The following is a 22,046-nucleotide window of genomic DNA, read 5'->3' on the forward strand; positions in this document are numbered from 1 at the left end:
CTTTCCAACGTATGATTTGTTTGATTTTTTATCCTATCTATATGAATTTTATTGATTTTATTTTTTTTGTTCATTTCCTTCTTCTCGTGTTCGTTCATATGAATATCGCTTCTTTTTTCAGTGGAAATCATCACGTTTCAATAGAATCAACATTTGTCTTAATAGATTCCATTATCACTAGAATCACTTTTTTTCAGTGTTTAAAGTCACCGTGAACTTAAGTAGAACACGGAGTAACAAGATGGAATATGCAAACAACCTTTCAGATAATCAGACTCTTATCTCAGCAAAAGAGGTGTTAAGACGCGTTCAGCGTAGCAAGGCATGGCTTTACAAACAGCTTTCAAACAATACATTTCCCCGCCCGGTGAAAATAGGAACTCGTGCAATTTCATTTGTTGAAAGCGAAGTCGATCACTGGATTCAAGAGCAAATATATGCCTCTCGTGGTGAACGGCATGAAAATCACTAATAAAAAAGCCCGACATATTGAGTTTGTGGGCTTAAAAATATTGTCGCTTGCTGAAATTAGCATGGAGCCTGAGAGAGCGTCTGTTAGCTTCTCTATTCAGCTTCCTTGCTCTGGCTTAACTTTCCTGCGCTGGCGGCGTTTAATCTCACTTTGCATGGATGTAATGATGAATTGTGACGTACTTTCGTCCTCTTCTTTCACCATTTCCATTGCTTCAACTACGTCATGTGGCACTCGTGCCTTTAAGGCTTGTGATTTAGCATTCTTTGTACCGGTAGCCATTACTGAATCTCCGTATGTTTGGTGGGCCACAGTATACACGAGAAAAGAACAAAGAAAAGCATTGACGTGGGCCACACCTAGAATCTATAGTGGGCCACACCTTAAGTGTTCTAGGGTGAAAAAGGCGAAGCCCGGCAGTGCAGCAACACTAACCGGGCCTCTGACCAATCCGCTGTATGAGGAAACGAAGATGGCTAAACAGAAGTGTACCTGGTTATTTGCGGCGATCAACCGCAGTCAACGCAATGCCCGCCCTGTGATGTTAAGGATAACCGCAGATAATGAGCGCTCAGCGCGGCGCAGACTTGCCCAGGACTACGTGCTGAGTTTTGCCGGTCGCATTCCCTGCGGAGGTGAACATGCGTAATTATCCGCAACCAGGCGAACGCTGGCAGCATGAGCGTGGCTGGACTGTCACGATTATCAGATTAACTGAAGCCTCGCCCTCCGTGGCGCTGGTTAACCCTGAATTCAGCTGTGAAGTGCTGATTCGTCATGACAGCGACAATAAGCTTTCTTCCTGCCCTCTGGCATGGTTTGAGCAGCGGTATACGCGCCTGTTTAATGCCCCGCTCTTTAAACCTTCGCCAGCTCCCGCGGGGGGTAGCGGCTCTGGCTCGCTGACGCTGCATCCGTCGGTGGTATTTACCCGCTGGCGGGAGCGCAGCATACGGCGTTCTGCTGAACCTGACGACAGTCACTATTCAAAGTTTCTCTGACAAAACACCGCTGAAAACGGAGTAATCCACGATGAATATTTCAAACGGGCACAACGGTGCTCAGGGCCACGCTTTGCCTGAAAAACACAATAGCGGTGCTTTTGCGTATGGGTTGTCAGAGGACGGTTTCGGAAAGCTGGCCCGCGCCAGAAAGGCCTGCGACATGTTGCAGCTTCTCTTTTCTGAATACCCCTCGCAGGGCGGAACGCTGGATGCAGGATGTGCGCCAGGCATCGCCGCGCTGATGGAGTACCTGCGGGCAGATTTGACGGATATTGCGCACAGTTGCGAACTGATTGAAGGAGGCACCCAATGAACCAGCCGCAGGTTTCTATTTTTCCGGCAGAAATGACCACTGCGCTTTACCGGCGGGCTATTGCATCGGCCTGGCGCCAGAAAGCGCTGACCGAAACCGGCTGCGATCACTATGGTCCGCACAGCCTGACGGTTGAACGTATTGAAATGGCCATTGCCCTGCATATCGAGTGCGCACTGATTAACGAATATGGCGAAGCACAGGGAGCAGCGGCTGCACTGGCGCTGCTGACTGACATGCTGGAGCCATCATTGCTGACCGCGCCACCGGTACTGACTGTGCGCGGCTGTGAAGTGATGGCGGAGCTGTACCGCACACTTCCGGCGGCATTTGATGACTTCTGCAGCTCGGGTGTATCGCTGTATCAGGGGGAAGTATGACAACACAGACGGTTACGCAGATTTCAGCCGCAGCGCGGGGAAAATGGCCCGTTATTCTGCAGATGCTGCGTATTGATGTACCTGAAAACGGCAGGCACGGTCCCTGCCCGAAATGTGGGGGCAAGGATCGCTTCCGCCTCGATGACCTCGACGGGCGCGGGACGTGGATTTGCAGCCAGTGCGGCAATGGTGATGGTCTGGATCTGGTTAAGCTCATAACCGGTTACGGCGTCAGAAAGGCAGCGCAGGAGGTGGCGCAGGTGCTTAATGTGCCGGATGTGCAGGAACTGCCCGTTAAGCCCGCCAGGCAAAAAGCCCCTAAACGCGATATGAGCCTTACCGTGGCGGCCCTGATGAAAGAGAGTCACACGGGAGAAAGCCCCTATCTGACCGGAAAAGGGTTCGCCGGATACCCGGCCTCCCTGACCGGGAGCGTGCAGCATATCAGTGGTAAGGATTTCCCTGCCGGTTCCCTGTTGTTACCGCTCACGACGAACGCCGGAGCCGTGACCGGTGCACAGCTTATCGCCCCGACGGGTGAAAAAAGCATACTGCCCGGCAGCACGATGAAAGGCGCGTTTGTGGCGCTCAGCCCGTTACCGTCTGAACCGCCGGTACAGGTGGTGATTACCGAAGGTTACGCCACGGCGCTGACGGTAAGCCAGCTCACCGCCGGATGCGTAGTGGCGGCCATATCGGCGGGCAACCTGCCCAACGTCGCACAGGCGCTGCGGGCACGCTGGCCTGAGGTAAAAATTATCATCGCCGGTGATAACGATTTTCAGGACGGGGGCGAGAATCCCGGCAGATCCTTTGCTGAACGGGCGGCAAAATCAGTCGGTGGCTGGGTGACGCTGCCACCGGGAGAAATTAAAGCTGACTGGAATGACTTCCACCGTGAGCACGGTATTACACGTGCCCGTGAAGCCTTTCGTAACGGTCTTGTACTGTGCGGAGAAGGCCGAACGCAGTTGCCGCACGGGTTCCGTCTTACCCAGGAATATCTCTGGTATGAAAAACAGGTACAGCGCAACGGTGAGACGGAGATCCAGAACGTCAAAATATGCAACCCGTTGCGCGTGACGGCAATCACCTGCGATGCCGATGGCGGTAATTTCGGGCGACTGCTGGAGTGGGAAGATACATGGGGAGAGCGCCGCCGCTGGGCGATGCCGATGGAAATGCTCAGTGGTAGCGGTGAGGAACTACGCCGGGTACTGCTGGTTAACGGGCTGTCCTATATCAGCACCACCGGTGAGGCCCGCGCCCGCCTGATGGAATATATCTCGCTGTGTAAACCGGAACGCCGCGTGACCTGCGTCAGCCGTACTGGCTGGCATGGTCAGGTTTATGTCCTGCAGGATGAGGTCAGCGGTGAAGGTGCTGAGGGTGTCATTCTACAGACCACTTCCGTGCAGGGGCGCGATTTCCGCGTGTCGGGCACAACGGAGGAATGGCGGGAGCACGTTTCCCGGTACTGCACCGGCAACTCCCGCGTGGCGTTTGCCGTCAGTCTGGCCTTTGCTGCACCCCTGTTACGGCTGGTTGGTATGGACGGCGGCGGCTACCACCTCAAGGGAGAATCGACGGACGGTAAGACCACCACCATGAAAGCGGCAACTTCCGTCTGCGGCGGGCCTGACTACTGGCAGACGTGGCGGGCAACCGGCAACGCGCTGGAGGGATGCGCAAGCCGCCGCAACGATGCCGCCATGATGCTCGATGAGATCCGGGAGGTGGACGGACGCGAGGCAGGCAATATCGCCTACATGCTGGCAAACGGTCAGGGCAAGGGCCGTGCCGGTACGGACGGTGAGCTGCGCACCCGTAAGCAGTGGCGGCTGCTGTTCTTTTCAACCGGCGAGCTGTCACTGACTGAACATGCGGCAAAAGCCGGTGAGCGTACTTTTGCCGGGATGGAAGTCAGGATGATCCAGATCCCCAGCGATTCCGGAAAATTTGGCGTATTTGAGGAACTGCACGGCTTCGACAGCGGCAAGGCACTGGCAGAACATCTGGAATGGGCTACGTCCAGCTACTACGGTTCGCCGTTCCGTGAGTGGCTGAAAGCCCTGACCGCTGACCTTAACGGGCTGACGGCACAGGCAAAGTCACTGATGAAGGAATATACCGCAGCTCTGACCCCGAAAGATGCGGGCAATCAGGTGGGCCGGGCAGTGAACCGCTTTGCACTGGTGGCGATGGCGGGCGAGCTGGCAACCCGCCTGGGTATCACCGGCTGGCCTGAGGGGGAAGCCCTGAGGGCAACCCGCGTCTGCCTGAACGCATGGCTGAAAGAGCGCGGGCACACCGCCAACCAGGAAGATATTGCCGCACTGGAGCAGGTACGTAGTTTCTTTACCGCGAATCAGTACAGCCGCTTTGCAGACTGGCACGACGAGCGCAACCGCCCCGGCAATATGGTGGGCTGGCGCAGGGTGGAGAAAGGGAGTACCGCACAGGGCACGGAAGCCGTCACCACGTTCTACGTCATGCCGTCCGGCTGGAAAGAAATCTGCCGGGGATTTGACCCGCGCAAGGTGGCGCGTTTGTGCGCAGATCGTGGATATCTGCTGCCTTCTGCCGACGGAAAGCTCCAGACAACCGTTCGCCCGCCAGAGATGAATCCCCGCAGGCTCTATGTCTTCAACAGCGAGGTACCGGGTTAAGGCTTTGCGTGAGTCTTATTTATTAAGGGTAACAGGTGAAACAGGTGGAACAACCTTATTTTACAAGGGCTGAACCTGTTCCACCTTCTGAAATGGTGAGGTGGAACAGGTGGAACGCCAGCCGATCCGCTGTTCCACCTTGTTACCTGCGATGTTCCACCTGCGCTGTGCATGTAAATGCCTTACAAAACAATGCTGTAACACATGTTTCACCTGTTCCACCGCATCGGGGACATCAAGCAGACTGAAACAGAGGGCATTTTTATCTGGCTGGCTGTCATAGCCACGTCTGAGTAACCGCAAATGTGCGATGTGCCAGCCACCACACACTGAGCACTGATAGTGAGCTTGTGTCAGCCACGACACAATTGACGTAGCGAACCAACCCGACAGGAGAAGTCATGAACAACATCGTAGAAAATAATAACCTTTCCACTTTTCCGGCTGTAACGCAGCGGGCACTGGAAACCCTGAACACAGCCAGAAACGCATGGCTTGATGCACGTCGTAAGCAGAAAGCGGCGGCGGATAATGTTGCGACAATCCGCCAGCGTCGCGCTGAAATGGAAGCCACAACGAACGCACTGAATGAGGAGTGGCGTACGCTGTTTCGCAAAAGTCAGGGCGTAGTCTCAAAGGAAATGAAAAAGCTGCGCGCGGAAATTGCGCTGGGGCGTGAAACGCTTGAGGATTTTGACGATCTGCTGACGGCTCAGGAATCCGAGAATGCACTTTTGCCGCAGGAGGCTGCAGAATTAGCCGGGAAGTATATCCACGCGCACGATGCCCTTGTGGGTATTCGCGCAAAACAAATCTGGGAGGATTTTATGCAGTCGCATGGTAAAGCCCTAATCCAGACACTGAGCCTGCTTAAATCCACAATGGGCCGGGAAGCCAGCGCAGTTGTCGGTGTGGTGCATTCAGTTAATGACCCGGACACAGTGCTGAAAGACTTTATTCATAAAAATATCACCAAACCAGCTCTCACTAACGATGCGATGCCGGACCAGGACCCTGTGTTTAAACTGGCGGGCGTAGCCCCGGATTATGCGGCCCGTCTGGATTTCAGTAAGCAACTATCCCCTGCAGCCCTGCATAAGATGAAGATACGTCAGGAACAGATGTTGCTGCAAAAAAACAATAGTGTATCGGAGGGGTTGTAATGGCGCTGAAATGTCCTGAATGCGGCACTATGGCCCATGCCAGAACCAGTTCTTATGAAGCACCTTCGGTTAAACGCTCATGGTACCAGTGCCAGAATCTTGAATGTTCCTGCACATTTACAGCGCTGGAAAGCGTTGACACGATAATTATGAAGCCGCATAAACCCGTGCCATCTGAACCTGAGTCGCAGGATGATTCTCCCGCACGTAAGCCGCAGACGCTGGGCCGCTACGGTTCGGCCTGTACCCTTAAAGACCGTCATGCACAATAAAATGGAGAGGAACCATAATATGACAGAACAACAATTGACGGAAAACCAGATTCAGGCCGCAACCGGACATGTAGTGACACTCCTCGCCAGGGCAAAGAAACCACTTCAGGATGCGGATTGGCTCATGCGGTTGCCTGCAGATGAAATCGCCCGCCAGACGGAAACACTGACAAAAGGCCTTTCTTCCGACTGGCAGTCCAGGATAATTGACCTTTACCAAAAAATGCAGGCCTGGGTGGAGGCCAGACAGGCCGAAGATGCAGCTATTGAAAACCTCAGGGCTCTGCGTCAGCATCAGGCCGAAACTGAACAGGCGAGCAAAGACAATCGGGTGCAGTTCAGGGAATTGCTTAGCCAGAACGGCGGTATCGTGACCCCAGAGATGAAAGCTCTTCGGGCTGAGTATCTGGAACAACAGGAAACCGCCGCCGAGCTGGCCGGTCTGATTACTGAAAAAGAAGAGCAGTTGCCGGTACTGGCTAACGCGACCGGTCGTAAGGCAAACGCCTACGTAAACTGCCATCATAGCATCACGGAAGAGCGTATTGATGAGCTTCTTCGTGACTTCTTTATTTTCAACGGTGCTGAATTGAGCAGCCTGCTCAGGATGAAGTACAGACAATTTGAACGGGATAGCTCAGCACATATCCCGGGGATTATTGAAGGAACAAATGATGCAGATACACTGTATCGTGAATTTATCCTGAATTTGATGCTGAAATGGACGAGTGAAATATTGCCGCTGAGATTCCGGGACGACGTGATGAGCCTGGCCGGTTCAGCGCCGGTATCAGGCTCAAATGATGACAGGAAAAAAAGAAAACTGTTTTGATCTGAACAGAACCACTCACTTAAGCCCGGCCTGTGCCGGGTTTTTGATGCCTGTAGCCTGATGCATGTCTATGCTGCATGAAAACGCATGACAGTCATGCGCTATTTTTGACGCAAAAGCCCTTGTGCGGCGGCTTCTGAGACGATTTACGGGGTGCATGAAAACCAGTCTGTTAAGCGAAGCGGGCAGGCGGGCGGGGCTGCGCACGTAAGCGCTGAAAGTAATGGTTTTTATCAAAAAAAGGAACGATAGTATTATTCGATAATTTGGAACGAATTTTATTCAATACGTAGAGGGTTGGTTATGGACAATGGTTACGATGAGGATTACATATCTGGTCTGACTGATCGTGTTTTCTTAATCAAGAGACAACTTGAAGCTGGTAAAATGCATATCGCTAGCCATCTTGTGGATGGATTTAAAGAAAGTTTCGATAAAATTAGGTTAAGGCCTGATGGAAAAGTTGACCCAACTACCGTTGATGGACGCATCAGAGCGATGGGTGCAGCAGTAAATCATTTTTTTGAACGTAATGAAATTAAGAAAAAGTACAATATAGTTGACTTTCAAGAAGCGTATTTTAAGATTCTATTCAGCAATTTCTATCAATTTTATGATGACTTTATTAAAAGTAAGGCTCAACCGTATCAAGTAGCTCATTTCATTTCTGAACAAAGTGATTTCGTAGATCATCTAGATCAGATTTTTCCAGAGTTGCTTTCTGATGTTAAGGAGTTTTGGGAGACAGCTTATGAAATTGGTGAAATTCATCTCCAAGATGGTGAACAGTTAAAAGCAAATTTTGCAGGTGATCTTTTTCCTGCATATACAGAAAATGCAGTATCTTGCACTGGTCTTTATATCGATACAATAATATTACCGTGCCCTATATTGAGAGTGGGGAAAATACATGGTGTTACTAATAAAAAACATTTTTGTTTCTTATTAATGAAACACGTTTTAACATGCATGACTTACAGAAATTTAGCATTGGAGGATATTGAACCTGCTATAGTACTAGTTCTTCCTGATAAACGTGATTTTAGTAGTGATGATAACGAGGGGCTGCATGAGCGCGCAACGCCTTTTGTTCTTGCCCATGCTCAATATCTATATGGCAGAAGTTTTGAGAGTAAGGATGAATTGTTTGATTTTAGTTTATCATTAACTGATGTTGATAAAGTTTTTAGAGAATTAAAACGCCCTGAAAGATTAATTTTTGATACCGAGTGGGGACCCGGCGGACGAGCGCAACTAGAACGGCATTTAGCCGATCCTGAGAAAATGAAATCACCAGTTCATAATGGTAATCCAGGAATTGAGGTGATGTTCACATGCACTGGTCGCATGCCACAGGCACTTGCAGCAAGAATAAATGCTCAAGATTTTAGAAGTACGCCATATATTAATGCAGAAACCTCTTGGCTTTATTACACTTGGTTGATGGAATATGAATCTCTTGACTTTAATATTGATAATGAAAATTTAAAAGAGTTACATATGGTCAATGCTTTATCCAAAGGGATGCAAGGCGGTTTTTCTTGGTTAGGAGATATCCCTTTGAATAACATCCTTGAAATAAGGCGTAACGGATTAATGCCGGAAATACGAAATATTCTATCAATCGGTATTTCTGAGGTAATTAGTGCATCTCCTCGTGATTATAATGCTTCTTCACAAAGGGTAATTGATAATGTGGATAGGGCATTTATTCAACATCAACGTTTTCTTGAGAAAATCAGAAAAGAAAAACTAAGAATTTTAGGTGTGGAAGTTGCACCATTTATAGTTAATGGTGCTTTCGGTATTGCTTCTGCATTAATTAACAAACCTGAATTAGCCTTGGCTAGTTTTACACTTGGGACATTGGGTTTGCCAACTCTAAAAGATATTAGAACTAGTTTTAAAAATAGAGAGGAAAAACTAACCAATTATAAAAGAACAGCTACAGGCTTGATGTTTAGCAAAAAATAAAATGTGGGCCGTTTAAGGCCCTTTCATTTAATCTAATAAGTATGGCCTAAATTTTATTACTTCTTCATTTAGCCATTCATTCAACTCTTCGCAACGTTTTTGGAGGGGGAGTAATTCATTACGAACAAACACACGACTTGCTTTTTCCACATCGCCAAAACCACCAGTGTTGTTAGGTATGATACCCATCATCTGCGGTGGCACGCGGTGCGCTGCCATCATGTCATCACGACTCACATTCTTGATATTCATAAACTCATCTTTTGCCGCCACCTCTGACAGCGGGATGATCTGGATGCCGTCCTTTTTACCATTGGGCGAGTACATAAAAAGATTGCGAAAGTTTCCCGGCCCTTTGGCACTTTTCATTGCCTTGCGGATGTTGTTCACGTCCTCCTGATTCTGCGCCGCGTCTGTCATGTACATGATGAAACCCGCATGACTACCGTTGATGTAATACTTCCGGCGGAACAGCGTTGCGGACTCGTTGAGCAAGGTTGACGGAATGGCAGAGAGATAACCGGGCAGCCCGTAAATCTCCTGGTTAATATCCGGCTCCATCAGGTGAAAAATATTGCCTCTGGTGAACTCATAAGGCTGCGTCGTCAGGCTATAGTTCACAAACCAGTAGGATTCTAGGTCAACACCGCGCCGGGTATACTTTGCCAGCGCTGGCTCCAGTGAGAGGACACCACCCAGCCGGTTAGTGCGCTTTTCCAGATAGGCATTACCAAACACCAGATAATCCTGAACGAAACGGGTGAAAGACTGCTGGCTGAGCAGGCGATGCGGGATATAGGTACTGCTGAGAATGTCGCGCTTAACGGCAATTGGTGAACTGTGATGTACGGCTGCGCGGTAGGTACGTGCCAACCCTGCAAAACTCACCGGCGGCTCATACCAGCGATCCATTTGCACGCATTCCACATAGTCCAGCAGTTCGCGCCGGTCCAGTACTGGAATGGGATCGCCAAAGGTGAAACATTCTGCAGAGGACTGCGGCTCTGCCGTTGCAGTAACCTCACGGTCAGAAATTTTGTCCTGATCATCCATATTCTTTATCGCTGTGAACAACTCTTGAGGGATCAGGTGTGTAATGAACAGCACAACGATATTTGCTTGACTGTTTGATTACTGCAGGCGGGCATTGTGTCAAATTCGATACAATTAATAGCGGTTCTGGTGATAGGTTCTGTTCGGGTTTGGATCCGTAAAGCGAACACAAACCAAAATATTTATGTAATCTGGTTATTAATCAAACAAAGTGATAGTAGTGAAATTTCTGTGGGGGCATAAAAAGGGGCATAAAAGAGAATGTTGTTTTTAATTATTAGTTAATACATATGGTTATTTGGTTTTTCTATTCCGGCCTTCGCCCCAATCCCCCTAATCCTCAAACACCACACTCCTGTGCCACTCCAGATTCTCCAGCGATCTCTCCGGAAACGGACTAATCCTCCCCGGCAAATTCAGCGCCTTATACGTTTCATAATCCAGACGATTGCTGACAATAACATCGCCCTGGTCAGCAAAAGAGATCCACCCACCATCAAACAACACATCAATATGCGCAGCCAACATGATCCCATTAAACGGATCCAGTCTCTCTGTAGATGTCGCACAGTCAGTCCACGGCTTGATATGGCTGGCGCGAAGCAAAGGTTGAAATGCGAAATGAGTGACCGGGCAAGCAGGATAGAGATTCAGGCATCCAGAACGGAACTGGCCCTGGCCCAGTCGGGCATTGATCAAACGTTGACGCGTTGTGGCATCCAGAGAGGCGTCTTTTTCTAAAAGCGCGATATCGCGCTGAATAATCGTAATCTTACTGGAGGGTTCAGGCATCTTATGCGCGCTAAATCCCAGCTCTTTCATTAACGCTTGTTGATGCTGCGCAGGAATAAATGCGCGGGCGACATCAAAGGCTAACGTATCGATAAACGAGGGATGCTGCTTCAGAAATGCAAAGCTGGCGTCATCGAAACCGCCAGCCACCTGAAATGCCTTAAGCTCAGTGTCTTTGGGTTCACGGATACTTTGTGAAGAGCAAAGTTCTGCATTTTTGAGCTGCCAAAAGCCATCATGTCGTAAACGCCAGAACGGCATATCGGTGGCATAGCCGCTACGTTCTGCCCCATAGCGCTTCAACAGCTCACGAAGGTTCGGCTTCACCTCGCTGGCATAATCAAACCAGCAGCCATGCCCTTTTTTGTACTACGAGAGGGCGTAAAGTACCAGCAGCGGCTTGTTTAACGTGATGTCATCGCCGTATTTCGCGGTTTTCATTGCCAGAACTTTTTGGCTGAGGTGCTGTGCTCCGGGCATAGTCAAGTTACCTATTAACGTAATTATTCGCGATGATGCTCGCAAAACGCCCTATGTTCAACCCAGCATCGGCAGCCCCAACCCGCGTTTTACTTCCTCCAGCGTCGCCTGCGTCACTTCCCGCGCTCGCTCACTCCCTTCACGCAATATCGCCATCAGCGCGCCTTTATCCTGAATAAATGTGTTCCGCCGCTCGCGCATCGGCGCAATCAACTCCTGCAAACAGGTTTCCAGTTCGTTCTTGCAAACGCGATCGCCGAGCCCGCCCTGTTGATAGTGCGCTTTCATCGCCGCGACTTTCGCCGGGTCTGGATGAAACGCATCCAGCCAGGTGAATACCACGTTGCCTTCCACGCACCCCGGGTCGTTCACCCGCAGATGATTGGGATCGGTATACATGGCGCTAACGGCCTTGTGGATCGTTTCCTCGCTGGCAGAAAGGGTTAGCGTATTGCCCAGCGATTTGGACATCTTGGCGTTACCGTCGATGCCCGGCAGGCGGCTGGTCTGGCTAAGCATCGCCTGGCAATGGCGCAACACCGGGGTGCTCAGCAGGCTATTCATCTTGTGGACGATCTCATTGGTCTGCTCAATCATTGGCAACTGATCATCGCCTACCGGCACCAGCCCAGCCTTAAAAGCGGTAATGTCCGCCGCCTGGCTAATGGGGTAGACCATAAATCCGACCGGCAACGAACGGGCGAATCCTTTCTGGGCAATCTCATTTTTGACCGTCGGGTTACGCTCAACGCGCGCAACGGTGACAATGTTCATATACAGTACGGTCAGTTCCGACAGCGCGGGCAGGGTGGATTGCAGGCAAATAGTGGTGAGGTGAGGGTCGATACCTGCGGCCAGATAGTCGGCCAGCACTTCAGGAATATTATCGTGAATTTTCTGCGGGTTACTGCCGTTATCCGTTAGCCCCTGAAGGTCGGCAATTAGCACGAACTGTTGATGGTCGTGCTGCAATGCCACGCGCTGGCGCAGCGAACCGACGTAATGGCCCAAATGCAGCGGGCCGGTTGGACGGTCACCGGTGAGGATCGTAGGTTTGTTCATGTGAAGCTCCTTTGGCTTGATCAGCCGAAAGGCGCCCCTGAAATGCGATAGCCGCCTTTCGGCGGCTATAAAAAATGGGATGAGATTATCCGTGCCGCCTTTAGAAAGGCAGCCACCAACGAGTGTGACGTGAGGTGGAGATGACGGTACGGTTCATGGCTTCATCCTGTCACTATCCATCATGAAGGTCAATGTGTTGTATCTCTCCGATGCCATTCGTAGCCGCTGCATCATCTTGCTGAGCCCTGAAGGGTAACCTTACTCAACAATACATAAGCCGCGATGAACTTGAGAAAAAGCGCCCTATCATAACCAGCATGATTGGATGGTTATCTGCTGCGTTTCAGGAACAAGCTGATGAGAAAAGCACTGCGTAATACTCTCCGGGTTCCGATTCTGCTGGCCCTCGCGGTGGGCGTTTTATTCCTCCTGCTTCCCATTCAGGAGAGCGAATCGGCGACGGAGTGCCGTCGTAGCCTGACCCGGCAGGCAAAAAATCTGGTGCAGGAAGATTATCTGAAGAGCCGTTTTCCCTACTGGCAGATTGAAAAGAAAATGCTGGGCACGCTGACGCCCAACTTAAGCTTTGGCAAAGTGACGATTGAAGACGACGCTTACCACGTGCCGTTCACCGCCGTGGGGCCCGACGCCACGCTTGCGCGCGTCGGGATTATCGATTGTGAGCTTCAGGAGATTGATTACGCGTTCGCATCCTGATCCATCGCCCGATGCACGGCTTCACCGAGTTGTTCCATCACCTGCCGATGCTTCTCGGTGGTGGGCAGTGCGCAGTTGATGCGCAGACAGTTGCGGTATTTCCCCGATGCGGAAAACAGCGAACCCGGCGCCACCTGAATCTTCAGGCGGCACAGCTGTTTGGCGACGCACACCATATCCACCACTTCCGGTAGCTCCACCCACAGCATATAGCCGCCGAGCGGGCGGGTAACGCATATGCCACAGGGAAAATACTGACGCAGCCAGCAGGTGTAGGTTTCCATATTGTTCTGATAAATCTGCCGCATGCGCCGGACGTGGCGGTGATAGTGCCCCTCGCGCACAAAGGTGGCTACCGCAAGCTGTGTGGCGGGTGGGGTGGTGCCGCTTGATGCGTATTTCATGTGCATCACTCGGTCACGATAGCGGCCCGGCACAATCCAGCCAACCCGCAAACCCGGCGCCACGGTTTTGGTAAATGAGCTGCATAGCACCACGCGGCCATCAATATCGAACGAATGAATGGTGCGCGGGCGCGGGTACTCCATTGCCAGTTCACCGTAAATATCATCTTCAAAAATCACAATATCGTGGCGCTGCGCCAGCGCCAGCACCGCGCGTTTACGCGCCTCCGGCATGATAAATCCAAGCGGGTTATTGCAGTTGGGTACCAGAATCACGCCCTTGATCGGCCACTGTTCCAGCGCCAGTTCCAGCGCTTCGATGCTGATACCACTTTCGGGATCGGTCGGGATTTCAATCGCTTTAATGCCAAAGCCGCGTAGCAACTGCATAGTGCCGTAAAAGGTCGGCGATTCCACGGCGACGATATCGCCAGGTTTACACACCGCCAGCAGGGCAATCGACAGCCCGCTGTGACACCCGCTGGTAATGACCACATCGTCGGCGTTCACGATTGACCCGCCATCCAGCATCAGGCGAGCCACCTGTTCGCGTAGCTCGCGTCGCCCGGCCAACTCATCGTAGCTCAGAATTTCCGTCGGATGGTGCTGCACCACGCGGCTCATCTCGCGCCACAGCGGTTTCAGGCTGGGCTGGGTGACATCCGGCGAGCCGCCGCCAAAGAGAATAACCTCTTTATCGCGACGCGCATCGAGCATCTCCAGCACCTGATCCCACTGGGTAACCTCTACCGGGCGCTGCACCGGGCGGCTCATCGCCGGCACCGGGGGCTGCGCTTTACGCGACGCCACGAAATAGCCCGAGCGCGGCTGTGGCGTGATAAGCCGCAGCGTTTCCAGCGTCTGGTACGCCTGCTGAACGGTGCTGATGCTGACGCCGTGTTCCTGACTCAACGTACGCACCGAGGGCAGCTTTTCGCCTGCGCGATACAGCCCCTGTTCAATACGTTCCGCCAGAAGATTCGCCAGATGTTGATAACGCGTCATGCTGTATTCCTCGGAGCCGCCATACAGATCGCAGGACCAGTACAGATGAAGATGAAAACTGCCGTGCAGATCTCTTTTTAGACCATCTGTATGTTAAAGAAAAGTTATTTGTGAATCTGTATTGCTTAGGTGCTTTTTGGCGAAGATAAAGCCTCTGGCAACGCGTGGAGGTGCGATATGGAATTTTACGAAAACCGTTCGAAAAGGCCGTTTATCGGGCTGGTGTGGCTGTGGCAGGCGCTGCGAAAATGGTACGACCGCGAGCGCACACGCCGCGTCCTTGACCGGATGACCGATGCGCAACTGAAAGATGTCGGGCTGAGCAGGGATGATTATCGGTGAGGATATCACCCCTCACCCCGGCCCTCTCCCGCAGGGAGAGGGAGAAAACCAGCTCAGTTCTGTAAGACACGCACAATCCAGCCCCTCTCCCTGAGGGAGAGGGTCAGGGAGAGGGAGAAAACCAGCTCAGTTCTGTAAGACACGCACAATCCATCCCCTCTCCCTTGAGGGAGAGGGTCAGGGTGAGGGGGAACATCCCGCACTACCCCCCTATTTTTCACATTCAATGCTATCCATCCCGCCGTTTCTTGATACTTACCGTGATAAGTATTATCTTCCTCAAGGTAATCACTGAGGAGTTCGCCATGACTGAAGATGAATTGTTTGCCCGCAGGCCGATGGGGATGCGGATGGCGATGGTTGTTCGCCAGTGGCGGGGCATCATCGATCGGGCGATCACCGACACGGGATTAACACAATCGAGCTGGACGGTGCTGATGCAGCTTCAGCAACTGGGCGATAATGTGTCAGTGAGCGAGCTGGCGGAAGTGCAGGGCATTGAACTGCCGCCGCTGATGCGCACGCTGACGCTGCTGGAAAAGCAAGGTTACCTGCTGCGTACGGTGTCGCCATATGACAAGCGCATTCGCCTGCTGACGCTCACGCCGGAAGGTCAGGCTGTGCTGCAACGATTGACGCGGGTTATTGAGGATTTACAGGCCCGCGTGTCCGAAAACATCCCGCCGGAACAGATCGCTCTGTTCAGCGAAACCCTGAATCATATTGCCTGCAATTTGCGGATGCTCCGCGAAGAAAATAATAAAACCGAATAACACCATGATGACGCCAGAACAGAAATTTGCCCGCTGGGTAAGGGTCAGTATTGCCTCTTTCCTGCTTATGTTTGTCTATTTTATCATCGCTGATATCTGGATCCCGCTCACGCCGGACTCCACGGTGATGCGCGTGGTGACGCCGATATCGTCGCGCGTCTCCGGCTACGTTGCGCAGGTGTATGTGCACAACAACAGCCAGGTGAAGAAAGGCGACCTGTTGTATGAGCTCGACCCGACGCCGTTTGTAAATAAGGTGGAAGCCGCGCAGATTGCACTGGAGCAGGCGAAGCTGAGCAACCAGCAACTGGATGCGCAGATCGTCGCCGCACAGGCGAATCTGAAAACCGCGCAGTTCACCGCCCGCAACGATCGCGTGACCTACGAGCGTTACCAGCGTTTAAGCACGATGCAGAACGTTTCGCAGTCGGATCTCGATAAGGTGCGTACCACCTGGCAGACCAGCGAACAGTCGGTGAGCGCGCTTAACGCGTCCATCCATAATCTGCAAATTCAGCGTGGTGAGCGCGATAATCATCGCAACGTCACCATCCAGAAATACCAGAATGCGCTGGAAGAGGCGCAGCTTAATCTTGGCTGGACAAAAATCCGCGCCGAAGAAGATGGCACAGTGAGTAACCTGCAATTAAGTCCTGGGCTGTACGCCAGCGCCGGAACAGCGGTAATGGCGGTCGTGAACGATCATACCGACATCGTCGCCGATTTCCGCGAAAAAAGCCTGCGTCACACCAAAACCGGCACCGACGCTGCCGTGGTTTTTGATGCGTTGCCGGGTAAAGTCTTTAGTGCCAAAGTGACCAGCAGCGACGCCGGGATCTTAGCCGGTCAGGAAGCGGTAAACGGCCAGCTTTCTCAGCCAGATACTTCCACGCGTTGGGTGCGAGATGCCCAGCGTATGCGCATTCACGTGGCGCTGGATGAACCGCTTGCGCAAACACTGCCGACCGGCGCACGCGCCACCGTTCAGCTCTATAACAGCGATGGACCGTTCGCCCGCTTTTTCTCCGGGGCGCAAATTCATCTTGTGAGCCTGTTGCATTATGTCTATTAAAACACTCGCTCAGGTCTTCACGCCGCACGGCAATATCGTCTACACGGCGAATGATTTTCGCCAGACGCTGCGCACCGTGTTCACCGGCATGACGGCGCTGAGCATCTCCACTTTCTTCGATACCCAGTACGGCGTGTTCTTTGTCGTTTTCCCCATTTTGCTGGTGTCGCTTGTTCCGGTCTTCAACGGCCATATCGCACGGCAGTTTTTGCTCAGTGCGGTGCTGAACTGCATCGAAATGGTGATTATCGTCGGCTATCTGATTGAATGGCCGTTGATTATGACCATTGTCGTTTTCGGCATGTATGTGATGCGTTTCCGTTTTATGAGCAAGGGCCCGTTGTTCCTGTTCGGCTCTATGGGCGTGGTATGCCAGAGCGTCATGCTTAATTTTATGAGCTATCCGACCACTAACTGGCACACGCTGCTGTTCTCCAATATGGAAGCCAGCGTCATGGCGGTGGCGCTGAGCGCCCTGTTCCACTATCTCATTCCTGATGTTGAACCGCGTAAGCTGCCGCCGCTGATTGAAAAAGACGCCGCGCGCGTGCGCCATGAATCGCTGCTGTCAGGCACCGTGGCAACGATGCTGTTTATCGTCTTTCAGATAAGCGATTTACAGGATTCATTGTCGGCGCTGATGGCGGGGATCTTAATCCTCTTCCCGATGCACTATCGCGGCTCGGTGGTCAGTTCCCTGTGGCGCGTGGTCGGCGTGGTGCTGTCGTGTCTGTATATTCTGGTAGTGCAGCTGATTTTGTACGATCACAGCAGCCACATGATCCTGATGATGCCGCTGATTGGGCTGGGTCTTGCATTTAGCGCGCGAATGCACGTGATGGAAAAAGTGGGCGCAGGCGTCGGTTTCGCCAGCATTACCACCATCGGCATCATGTTCGGTCAAAACCTTCAGCCGGACCAGGATCTGGTCTTCAGTGACATGTACCGTGTTACGTCTGTTACCGTTTCGTTATTGGGAACGCTAACAATGGTGTTTCTCGTGCACCGAATTTTGAACTGCTTCCAGGCAACGCGTTTTATTGTGAAGTAGCGCACTTCCGGTCCCAGACGCGTGGTCGCGTTTGTGCGTAGAATAGCTCCCCCCGCAATGGATGGAGAAGGACGATGTGGCAAACGCGCGCGCTGGAACTCAATAACCAGGAGTTCTGGAACTGGGATAAAGCCTGTGAATTAGTGAAGTGGGCCATCAATCACGATTTCAATACGGTGATTGTCGGCCAGGCCAATTTGTTCGACAAACTGGTCTCGCCAAAAGGCTTTACGCCGCATCAGTACAATGATGGTCTCTCCAGCCATCAGCGCGCCCGCTGTGTTTACCTCAACCGGCTGGCCGGTTTTTGCCAGCAGCACGGCCTGAAATTTTACCTGCAGGCGAAAGAGTTTAGCTTCCCCGTTGACCTGCTGGCGGCGCATCCTGAACTGCTGAACAAAAACGGCGGCGTACTTTTCGACGCGGAGTTCTGGTGCCGCTACCTGGCGGATAAAATGACCCTGCTGTGTCAGCGTATTCCGCTGATGAGTGGCCTGCAGGTGGCGCTCTCGAATACAGACGGTCTGCTGCCTATCTCGCGGCCTAACTGGGAGCTAACCGGGCACGACGATCCTTCCCCTCATATCGATCCGCGTAGCTTATCGCTTTACAGTCAGTGTTTTAGCGCGATGGCACGGGCGGTGATGCGCGAAGGCAAGCATCTGGTGCTGCGTGCGTTTCCGGCGGGCAATCACGATATCAGCAACGTTCTGGAAGCGATCAGCACATTACCGGAAGCCGTTTCAGTCTCGATTAAAATCACCCCGGAGCGTTTCTGGCCTAATTTTCCCAATAACCCGGCGCTGCAAGCGGTGCAAAACCGCGACGTGTGGGTCGATCTCGATCTGGTCGGTGAAGAAGTGGGGTGGGGGATTTTCCCGTTCCCGCGCATCGACGAATTACAGGGGCGCCTGCTGTGGTGCCGGGGGAATCCGGCGATTCGCGGCGCAGTGTGCAAAGCCAGTTGGGAAGGCGTGGATAACCACTGGATCATGGGCACGTTGAGTGAGTGCAATCTGGTCGCCTGTAGTCAATTGCTGGCTCATCCTGAAAAAGCAGTAACCCGCACCTCGCTGATGATGCATTGGCTGGATGAATGTTACGGCTGGCGTCCGGACGACGAGACGTTCACTGAATTTCAAACGCTGTTAGAGCAGGCCGGGCAGGTACTCTATCGCGCCATTTACGTGCGTGATCACGTTTTCCATCGCCACAGCCAGGTGCCGGAAAGCTACGGTCAGGGCGTCTGGAGCCTTTATGGCCAGCTCAACCGTAACCACTGGCTGCCGGGCTCTGAGCGTGATATCGCCTTCAGTCCCCATGATGTCGCGACCGCCGGGCGTAATTTATCGTTGATTGCCAAAGAAAAAGATGAAGCCTGGCAGGAGGCGCAAACTCTACAGGCTGAGGCGCTCAGTTTTGTGCAGCGCGCAGCATTCCCCCATGCCCTGGCCCGGCGCTGGCAGGAGGAATGGCAAGGGTTTGCGCTTTACTGTCAGTTGTTTATGCATGCGCAGAAAGCTTTTTTTACTCTGCATTATGCCACCGTGGTGGAGAATAACTGGAGTATGCGTGAAATTTGTCATGTGAATATTCAGGAGCTTTATCGCTGCGCCGTCGAAATGGACACATTTTGTGCGAAGCATCCCGATGCCTCGCCGGGCATGCACGTTATCTTTGACGCATCGCGCGTGCGGGCGCTGGCAGACAGCCTGCATCATCAACTGACTCAGCTAAAAGCGTGATTTAAATCACATCGAAAAACCACGGATCGCGGAATAAATGCGATCCGCACCGTTTTCACCCCCTACGGTAAATAGCAAAATGTGATGAAAGTCTCATTTCTCTCCCTGCTCATCGGTGGATTGTGAATCTTCGGGCAGATCCATAAAACCTCGTATTCACTCACATAGCCCAAACGCCTCTGAATCCTGATGATACGACGCAAACACAAGCGTAGTGAGTGAGGAGATAACATGAGGCTGGCAGCGGGTGACGCAGTCATGCGTTTTGCAGTTTCAGCGCCGCATAATGAGCGGTTTGCTGAGTTTTATACGGGTGAAACCCTCGATGCATCAACAGGATACGTGGTGGCGGAGGATGCCGGGCCGGAACAGACTTCATTCTGCCGCCGCGTATTTTGCGACAGCACCGCCCAGCGCGACGTATCACTTTCCCGCGCGTTGCCTGCCAGCCACACCGTACAGGCGGACGAAAGCGGAATGGTTCACTTCTCGGTGTTTAAACCGATCGCCACCCACAGCCAGCGCTGGCTTTACGTTAACCTTCATGCTGAAAAATCGGGTGAATACGCTTTTCAACTGGCGACGTGCGGTGGCATGCGTATCTGGGTTAACGGTGCAGAAGCAGCCCGATTCACGCCTTTTACCCGCAACAGGCTGCAAATTTGCCAGGTTAACCTGCCGCTCCAGCAGGGGAAGAACGCGTTGTTTATTCATCTTGAAGAACTCTGCGAGCGTAGAACGCAGTTTGTCCTGCGCATGATTTATCAGGGCCAGGCACCGCTCGACGCGCGCCTTAATGAACAGGATGACGCGCTACCGTTGCATCAACGCGCTACCGCCGAACCGACCGAAGACGAAGGCGACGCATTGCTGGCAATGCTCCGGCAGGGGAACGCAGGCGAGCAGGCGCAATCGCTGCTGGTGCACCTGTTACAGCGTGTTAGCGCCCGGGAAGAGGGCTCAAGCTCTGCGCTTATTTCGCTGCTGTGGATCTGGCATGACTATCACGGTGAAATTTTTGCGCCGGCGCTGTGGCGTCGCGTGCGCTCGGCGGTATTGGGTTATCGCTACTGGTTTGATGAACTGGGGAACGACGTCATGTGGTTTACCAGTGCAAACAATGCCTTAAGCTTTCACACCGCGCAGTATCTCGCCGGGCAGATGTTCCGCGATGAACGCTTCACCGCTTCTGGCCGACTCGGGCGCGAACAGCAGGAAATCGCCGCGCAGCGTCTGGCCTGGTGGTCGGTAAACGTCGCCCCGCAGGAAGGCGCTTCTCCCAGCCTGCGTGCACTGTCGCAACTGGCGGACGACGCCGGGCTTCGCGCTCGCGCGCAGCGTCTGCTGACCAGCAATCTTTCTCTAACGTCCTCACACGCAGGAGCCGCATGATGCGCCACGCTGAATTACATCAAACTCTGGAACAGATCGTGCAGGGATTCTGTCGCCTGAAAAATATCGGCGAAGTGAGCAGCGGTGAAGGGTTTGCCATCAACTTCGAAGAGTGGGAATGGGAAGTGGGCGTCGGCCTGTACGGCTTCTGGCAGTATGCGTTATCGCAGAATGATGCCGGGTTGCAGCAGTCGATTCTTGCCTGGTATGAAGGACAACTGGCGAAGGGCCTGCCTGCGGTGCAAATCAATACCACCGCGCCAATGATCGCGCTCTCGCTGGTGGCCGGGCACACGGGCCGTGAGGATCTACTGAAGGTCGTCAATGACTGGGCGGATTCTCTGCTGCAAACGCTGCCAAAAACAGAGGAAGGCGGTTTTCAGCATGTCGTCAAAGAGCAGCCAAATACCGGGCATCTGTGGGATGACACACTGTTCATGACCTGTCTGTTCCTCGGCTCGGCGGGTGTGGTTCTTAAGCGCAACGATCTGATTGACGAAGCGTCGTATCAATTTTTGCTGCATACCCGCTATCTCAGCGAACCCGCCAGCGGCCTGTGGTATCACGGCTGGACGTTCGTCGGTCAGCATCACTTCTCGGGCGCATTCTGGGCACGGGGTAATGCGTGGATCACCGTGGCCATCCCGGAATTCATCGCTCTGCTCGGCGACAGCCTGGACGCCAGCGTGAAGCGCTATCTCTCGCAGGTCGTGGCGCGGCAGGTGAAAACCCTGTGCCAGATGCAGGCTGAAAATGGCATGTGGCACACGCTGGTGGACGATCCGCTCTCGCCGCAAGAATCGTCCGCCACGGCGGGGATCGCCTATGGCATGCTACGCGGCGTGCGGATGGGGATTCTGGATGCTGACGTAGCCGGTTCGGCGCTACGAGCATGGGAAGCGTTGCGCGATCGCATTGATGAACGTGGGATCGTGCTGGAAGCATCGAAAGGGACGATGGTGGGGCCGGATCTACAATATTACTGTGATATCGAAATGGCCCCGGTACCCTACGCACAGGCGCTGATGATGCTGCTGTTGCTGGAGTTGCAGCAGGGGGAGTGGCTGGCGTAATGGTAC

The 22,046-nt window shown here is 52.8% G+C and carries 23 protein-coding genes; 18 read left to right on the top strand and 5 right to left on the bottom strand.

Annotated features, from left to right (window positions below; translation table 11 throughout):
* Positions 1 to 241: 241 nt before the first annotated feature.
* Complete coding sequence (locus NMC31_RS22225) at positions 242 to 472, top strand: helix-turn-helix transcriptional regulator (protein WP_001670042.1); 231 nt, start codon at positions 242 to 244, stop codon at positions 470 to 472.
* 96 nt (positions 473 to 568) lie between these two features.
* Here NMC31_RS22225 and NMC31_RS22230 read toward each other — a convergent pair whose 3' ends face one another.
* Positions 569 to 754: a YlcI/YnfO family protein gene (locus tag NMC31_RS22230; protein ID WP_032238512.1), complete on the bottom strand. Its 186-nt coding sequence runs from the start codon at positions 752 to 754 to the stop codon at positions 569 to 571.
* A 190-nt stretch (positions 755 to 944) separates the two neighbouring features.
* Here NMC31_RS22230 and NMC31_RS26205 point away from each other — a divergent pair, with 190 nt between their 5' ends.
* The 9 genes from NMC31_RS26205 to NMC31_RS22275 all read left to right on the top strand — a co-directional run bounded on the left by NMC31_RS26205 (position 945) and on the right by NMC31_RS22275 (position 9,079).
* Positions 945 to 1,121 carry a host cell division inhibitor Icd-like protein gene (locus tag NMC31_RS26205; protein WP_140236574.1) on the top strand — a complete coding sequence of 59 codons (177 nt, stop codon included), beginning with the start codon at positions 945 to 947 and terminating at the stop codon, positions 1,119 to 1,121.
* Positions 1,114 to 1,473, top strand: a complete 360-nt coding sequence (locus NMC31_RS22240; RefSeq protein ID WP_032418135.1) for a hypothetical protein — start codon at positions 1,114 to 1,116, stop codon at positions 1,471 to 1,473. The genes NMC31_RS26205 and NMC31_RS22240 overlap by 8 nt, the downstream gene beginning before the upstream one ends.
* Before the next feature lie 31 nt (positions 1,474 to 1,504).
* Positions 1,505 to 1,789 (top strand): hypothetical protein, encoded by a 285-nt coding sequence (locus NMC31_RS22245; protein WP_001027148.1) that lies wholly within the window; start codon positions 1,505 to 1,507, stop codon positions 1,787 to 1,789.
* Positions 1,786 to 2,169, top strand: coding sequence for a DUF5375 family protein (locus NMC31_RS22250; protein WP_001075576.1), 384 nt, complete (start codon positions 1,786 to 1,788; stop codon positions 2,167 to 2,169). Before NMC31_RS22245 ends, NMC31_RS22250 begins: the two co-directional genes overlap by 4 nt.
* Positions 2,166 to 4,838: a TOPRIM and DUF927 domain-containing protein gene (locus NMC31_RS22255; RefSeq protein ID WP_253899101.1), complete on the top strand. Its 2,673-nt coding sequence runs from the start codon at positions 2,166 to 2,168 to the stop codon at positions 4,836 to 4,838. The genes NMC31_RS22250 and NMC31_RS22255 overlap by 4 nt, the downstream gene beginning before the upstream one ends.
* A gap of 401 nt (positions 4,839 to 5,239) precedes the next feature.
* Positions 5,240 to 6,001, top strand: coding sequence for a phage polarity suppression protein (locus tag NMC31_RS22260; protein ID WP_193165520.1), 762 nt, complete (start codon positions 5,240 to 5,242; stop codon positions 5,999 to 6,001).
* A complete protein-coding gene (locus NMC31_RS22265; RefSeq protein WP_048958009.1) occupies positions 6,001 to 6,273 on the top strand; it encodes an ogr/Delta-like zinc finger family protein in 273 nt (90 codons plus the stop codon). The genes NMC31_RS22260 and NMC31_RS22265 overlap by 1 nt, the downstream gene beginning before the upstream one ends.
* 19 nt (positions 6,274 to 6,292) lie before the next feature.
* A complete protein-coding gene (locus NMC31_RS22270; RefSeq protein ID WP_253899102.1) occupies positions 6,293 to 7,105 on the top strand; it encodes a phage polarity suppression protein in 813 nt (270 codons plus the stop codon).
* Positions 7,106 to 7,408: 303 nt separating this feature from the next.
* Entirely contained in the window at positions 7,409 to 9,079 is a 1,671-nt protein-coding gene (locus tag NMC31_RS22275; protein WP_061350295.1) for a hypothetical protein, read from the top strand.
* 27 nt (positions 9,080 to 9,106) lie between these two features.
* Here NMC31_RS22275 and NMC31_RS22280 read toward each other — a convergent pair whose 3' ends face one another.
* The 3 genes from NMC31_RS22280 to trpS form a co-directional block, all read right to left on the bottom strand.
* The gene (locus NMC31_RS22280) at positions 9,107 to 10,132 is read right to left on the bottom strand and encodes a phage portal protein (protein ID WP_253899103.1); all 1,026 of its coding nucleotides are present in this window, start codon (positions 10,130 to 10,132) and stop codon (positions 9,107 to 9,109) included.
* 333 nt (positions 10,133 to 10,465) lie between these two features.
* A complete protein-coding gene (locus NMC31_RS22285; RefSeq protein ID WP_495553255.1) occupies positions 10,466 to 11,251 on the bottom strand; it encodes an HNH endonuclease in 786 nt (261 codons plus the stop codon).
* A 210-nt stretch (positions 11,252 to 11,461) separates the two neighbouring features.
* Positions 11,462 to 12,466 carry a tryptophan--tRNA ligase gene (gene trpS, locus NMC31_RS22290; RefSeq protein WP_253899105.1) on the bottom strand — a complete coding sequence of 335 codons (1,005 nt, stop codon included), beginning with the start codon at positions 12,464 to 12,466 and terminating at the stop codon, positions 11,462 to 11,464.
* Between the two features lie 357 nt (positions 12,467 to 12,823).
* Between trpS and NMC31_RS22295 the strand changes: the two genes are divergently transcribed.
* Complete coding sequence (locus tag NMC31_RS22295) at positions 12,824 to 13,183, top strand: protein YebF (RefSeq protein WP_253899106.1); 360 nt, start codon at positions 12,824 to 12,826, stop codon at positions 13,181 to 13,183.
* On the opposite strand, the gene NMC31_RS22300 is transcribed toward NMC31_RS22295, so the two are convergent.
* Positions 13,165 to 14,592, bottom strand: coding sequence for an aminotransferase-like domain-containing protein (locus tag NMC31_RS22300; protein ID WP_253899107.1), 1,428 nt, complete (start codon positions 14,590 to 14,592; stop codon positions 13,165 to 13,167). The genes NMC31_RS22295 and NMC31_RS22300 overlap by 19 nt on opposite strands.
* Before the next feature lie 177 nt (positions 14,593 to 14,769).
* On the opposite strand from NMC31_RS22300, the gene NMC31_RS22305 reads away from it, so the two are divergent.
* The 7 genes from NMC31_RS22305 (at position 14,770) to bglB (ending at position 22,040) form a co-directional block, all read left to right on the top strand.
* Positions 14,770 to 14,934 carry a DUF1127 domain-containing protein gene (locus tag NMC31_RS22305; RefSeq protein ID WP_113858164.1) on the top strand — a complete coding sequence of 55 codons (165 nt, stop codon included), beginning with the start codon at positions 14,770 to 14,772 and terminating at the stop codon, positions 14,932 to 14,934.
* A 305-nt stretch (positions 14,935 to 15,239) separates the two neighbouring features.
* Positions 15,240 to 15,707 carry a MarR family winged helix-turn-helix transcriptional regulator gene (locus NMC31_RS22310; RefSeq protein WP_253899108.1) on the top strand — a complete coding sequence of 156 codons (468 nt, stop codon included), beginning with the start codon at positions 15,240 to 15,242 and terminating at the stop codon, positions 15,705 to 15,707.
* A 4-nt stretch (positions 15,708 to 15,711) separates the two neighbouring features.
* Complete coding sequence (locus NMC31_RS22315) at positions 15,712 to 16,779, top strand: HlyD family secretion protein (RefSeq protein ID WP_253899109.1); 1,068 nt, start codon at positions 15,712 to 15,714, stop codon at positions 16,777 to 16,779.
* Positions 16,769 to 17,830 carry a DUF2955 domain-containing protein gene (locus NMC31_RS22320; RefSeq protein ID WP_149462946.1) on the top strand — a complete coding sequence of 354 codons (1,062 nt, stop codon included), beginning with the start codon at positions 16,769 to 16,771 and terminating at the stop codon, positions 17,828 to 17,830. Before NMC31_RS22315 ends, NMC31_RS22320 begins: the two co-directional genes overlap by 11 nt.
* Before the next feature lie 74 nt (positions 17,831 to 17,904).
* Entirely contained in the window at positions 17,905 to 19,575 is a 1,671-nt protein-coding gene (locus tag NMC31_RS22325) for a hypothetical protein (protein ID WP_253899110.1), read from the top strand.
* Between the two features lie 231 nt (positions 19,576 to 19,806).
* Positions 19,807 to 20,967, top strand: coding sequence for a hypothetical protein (locus tag NMC31_RS22330; protein WP_253899111.1), 1,161 nt, complete (start codon positions 19,807 to 19,809; stop codon positions 20,965 to 20,967).
* Positions 20,967 to 22,040, top strand: coding sequence for a beta-galactosidase BglB (gene bglB, locus NMC31_RS22335; protein WP_253899128.1), 1,074 nt, complete (start codon positions 20,967 to 20,969; stop codon positions 22,038 to 22,040). Before NMC31_RS22330 ends, bglB begins: the two co-directional genes overlap by 1 nt.
* Positions 22,041 to 22,046 lie beyond the last annotated feature (6 nt).

Source organism: Pseudocitrobacter vendiensis, from assembly GCF_943590815.1.
Classification (GTDB): Bacteria; Pseudomonadota; Gammaproteobacteria; order Enterobacterales; family Enterobacteriaceae; genus Pseudocitrobacter; species Pseudocitrobacter vendiensis.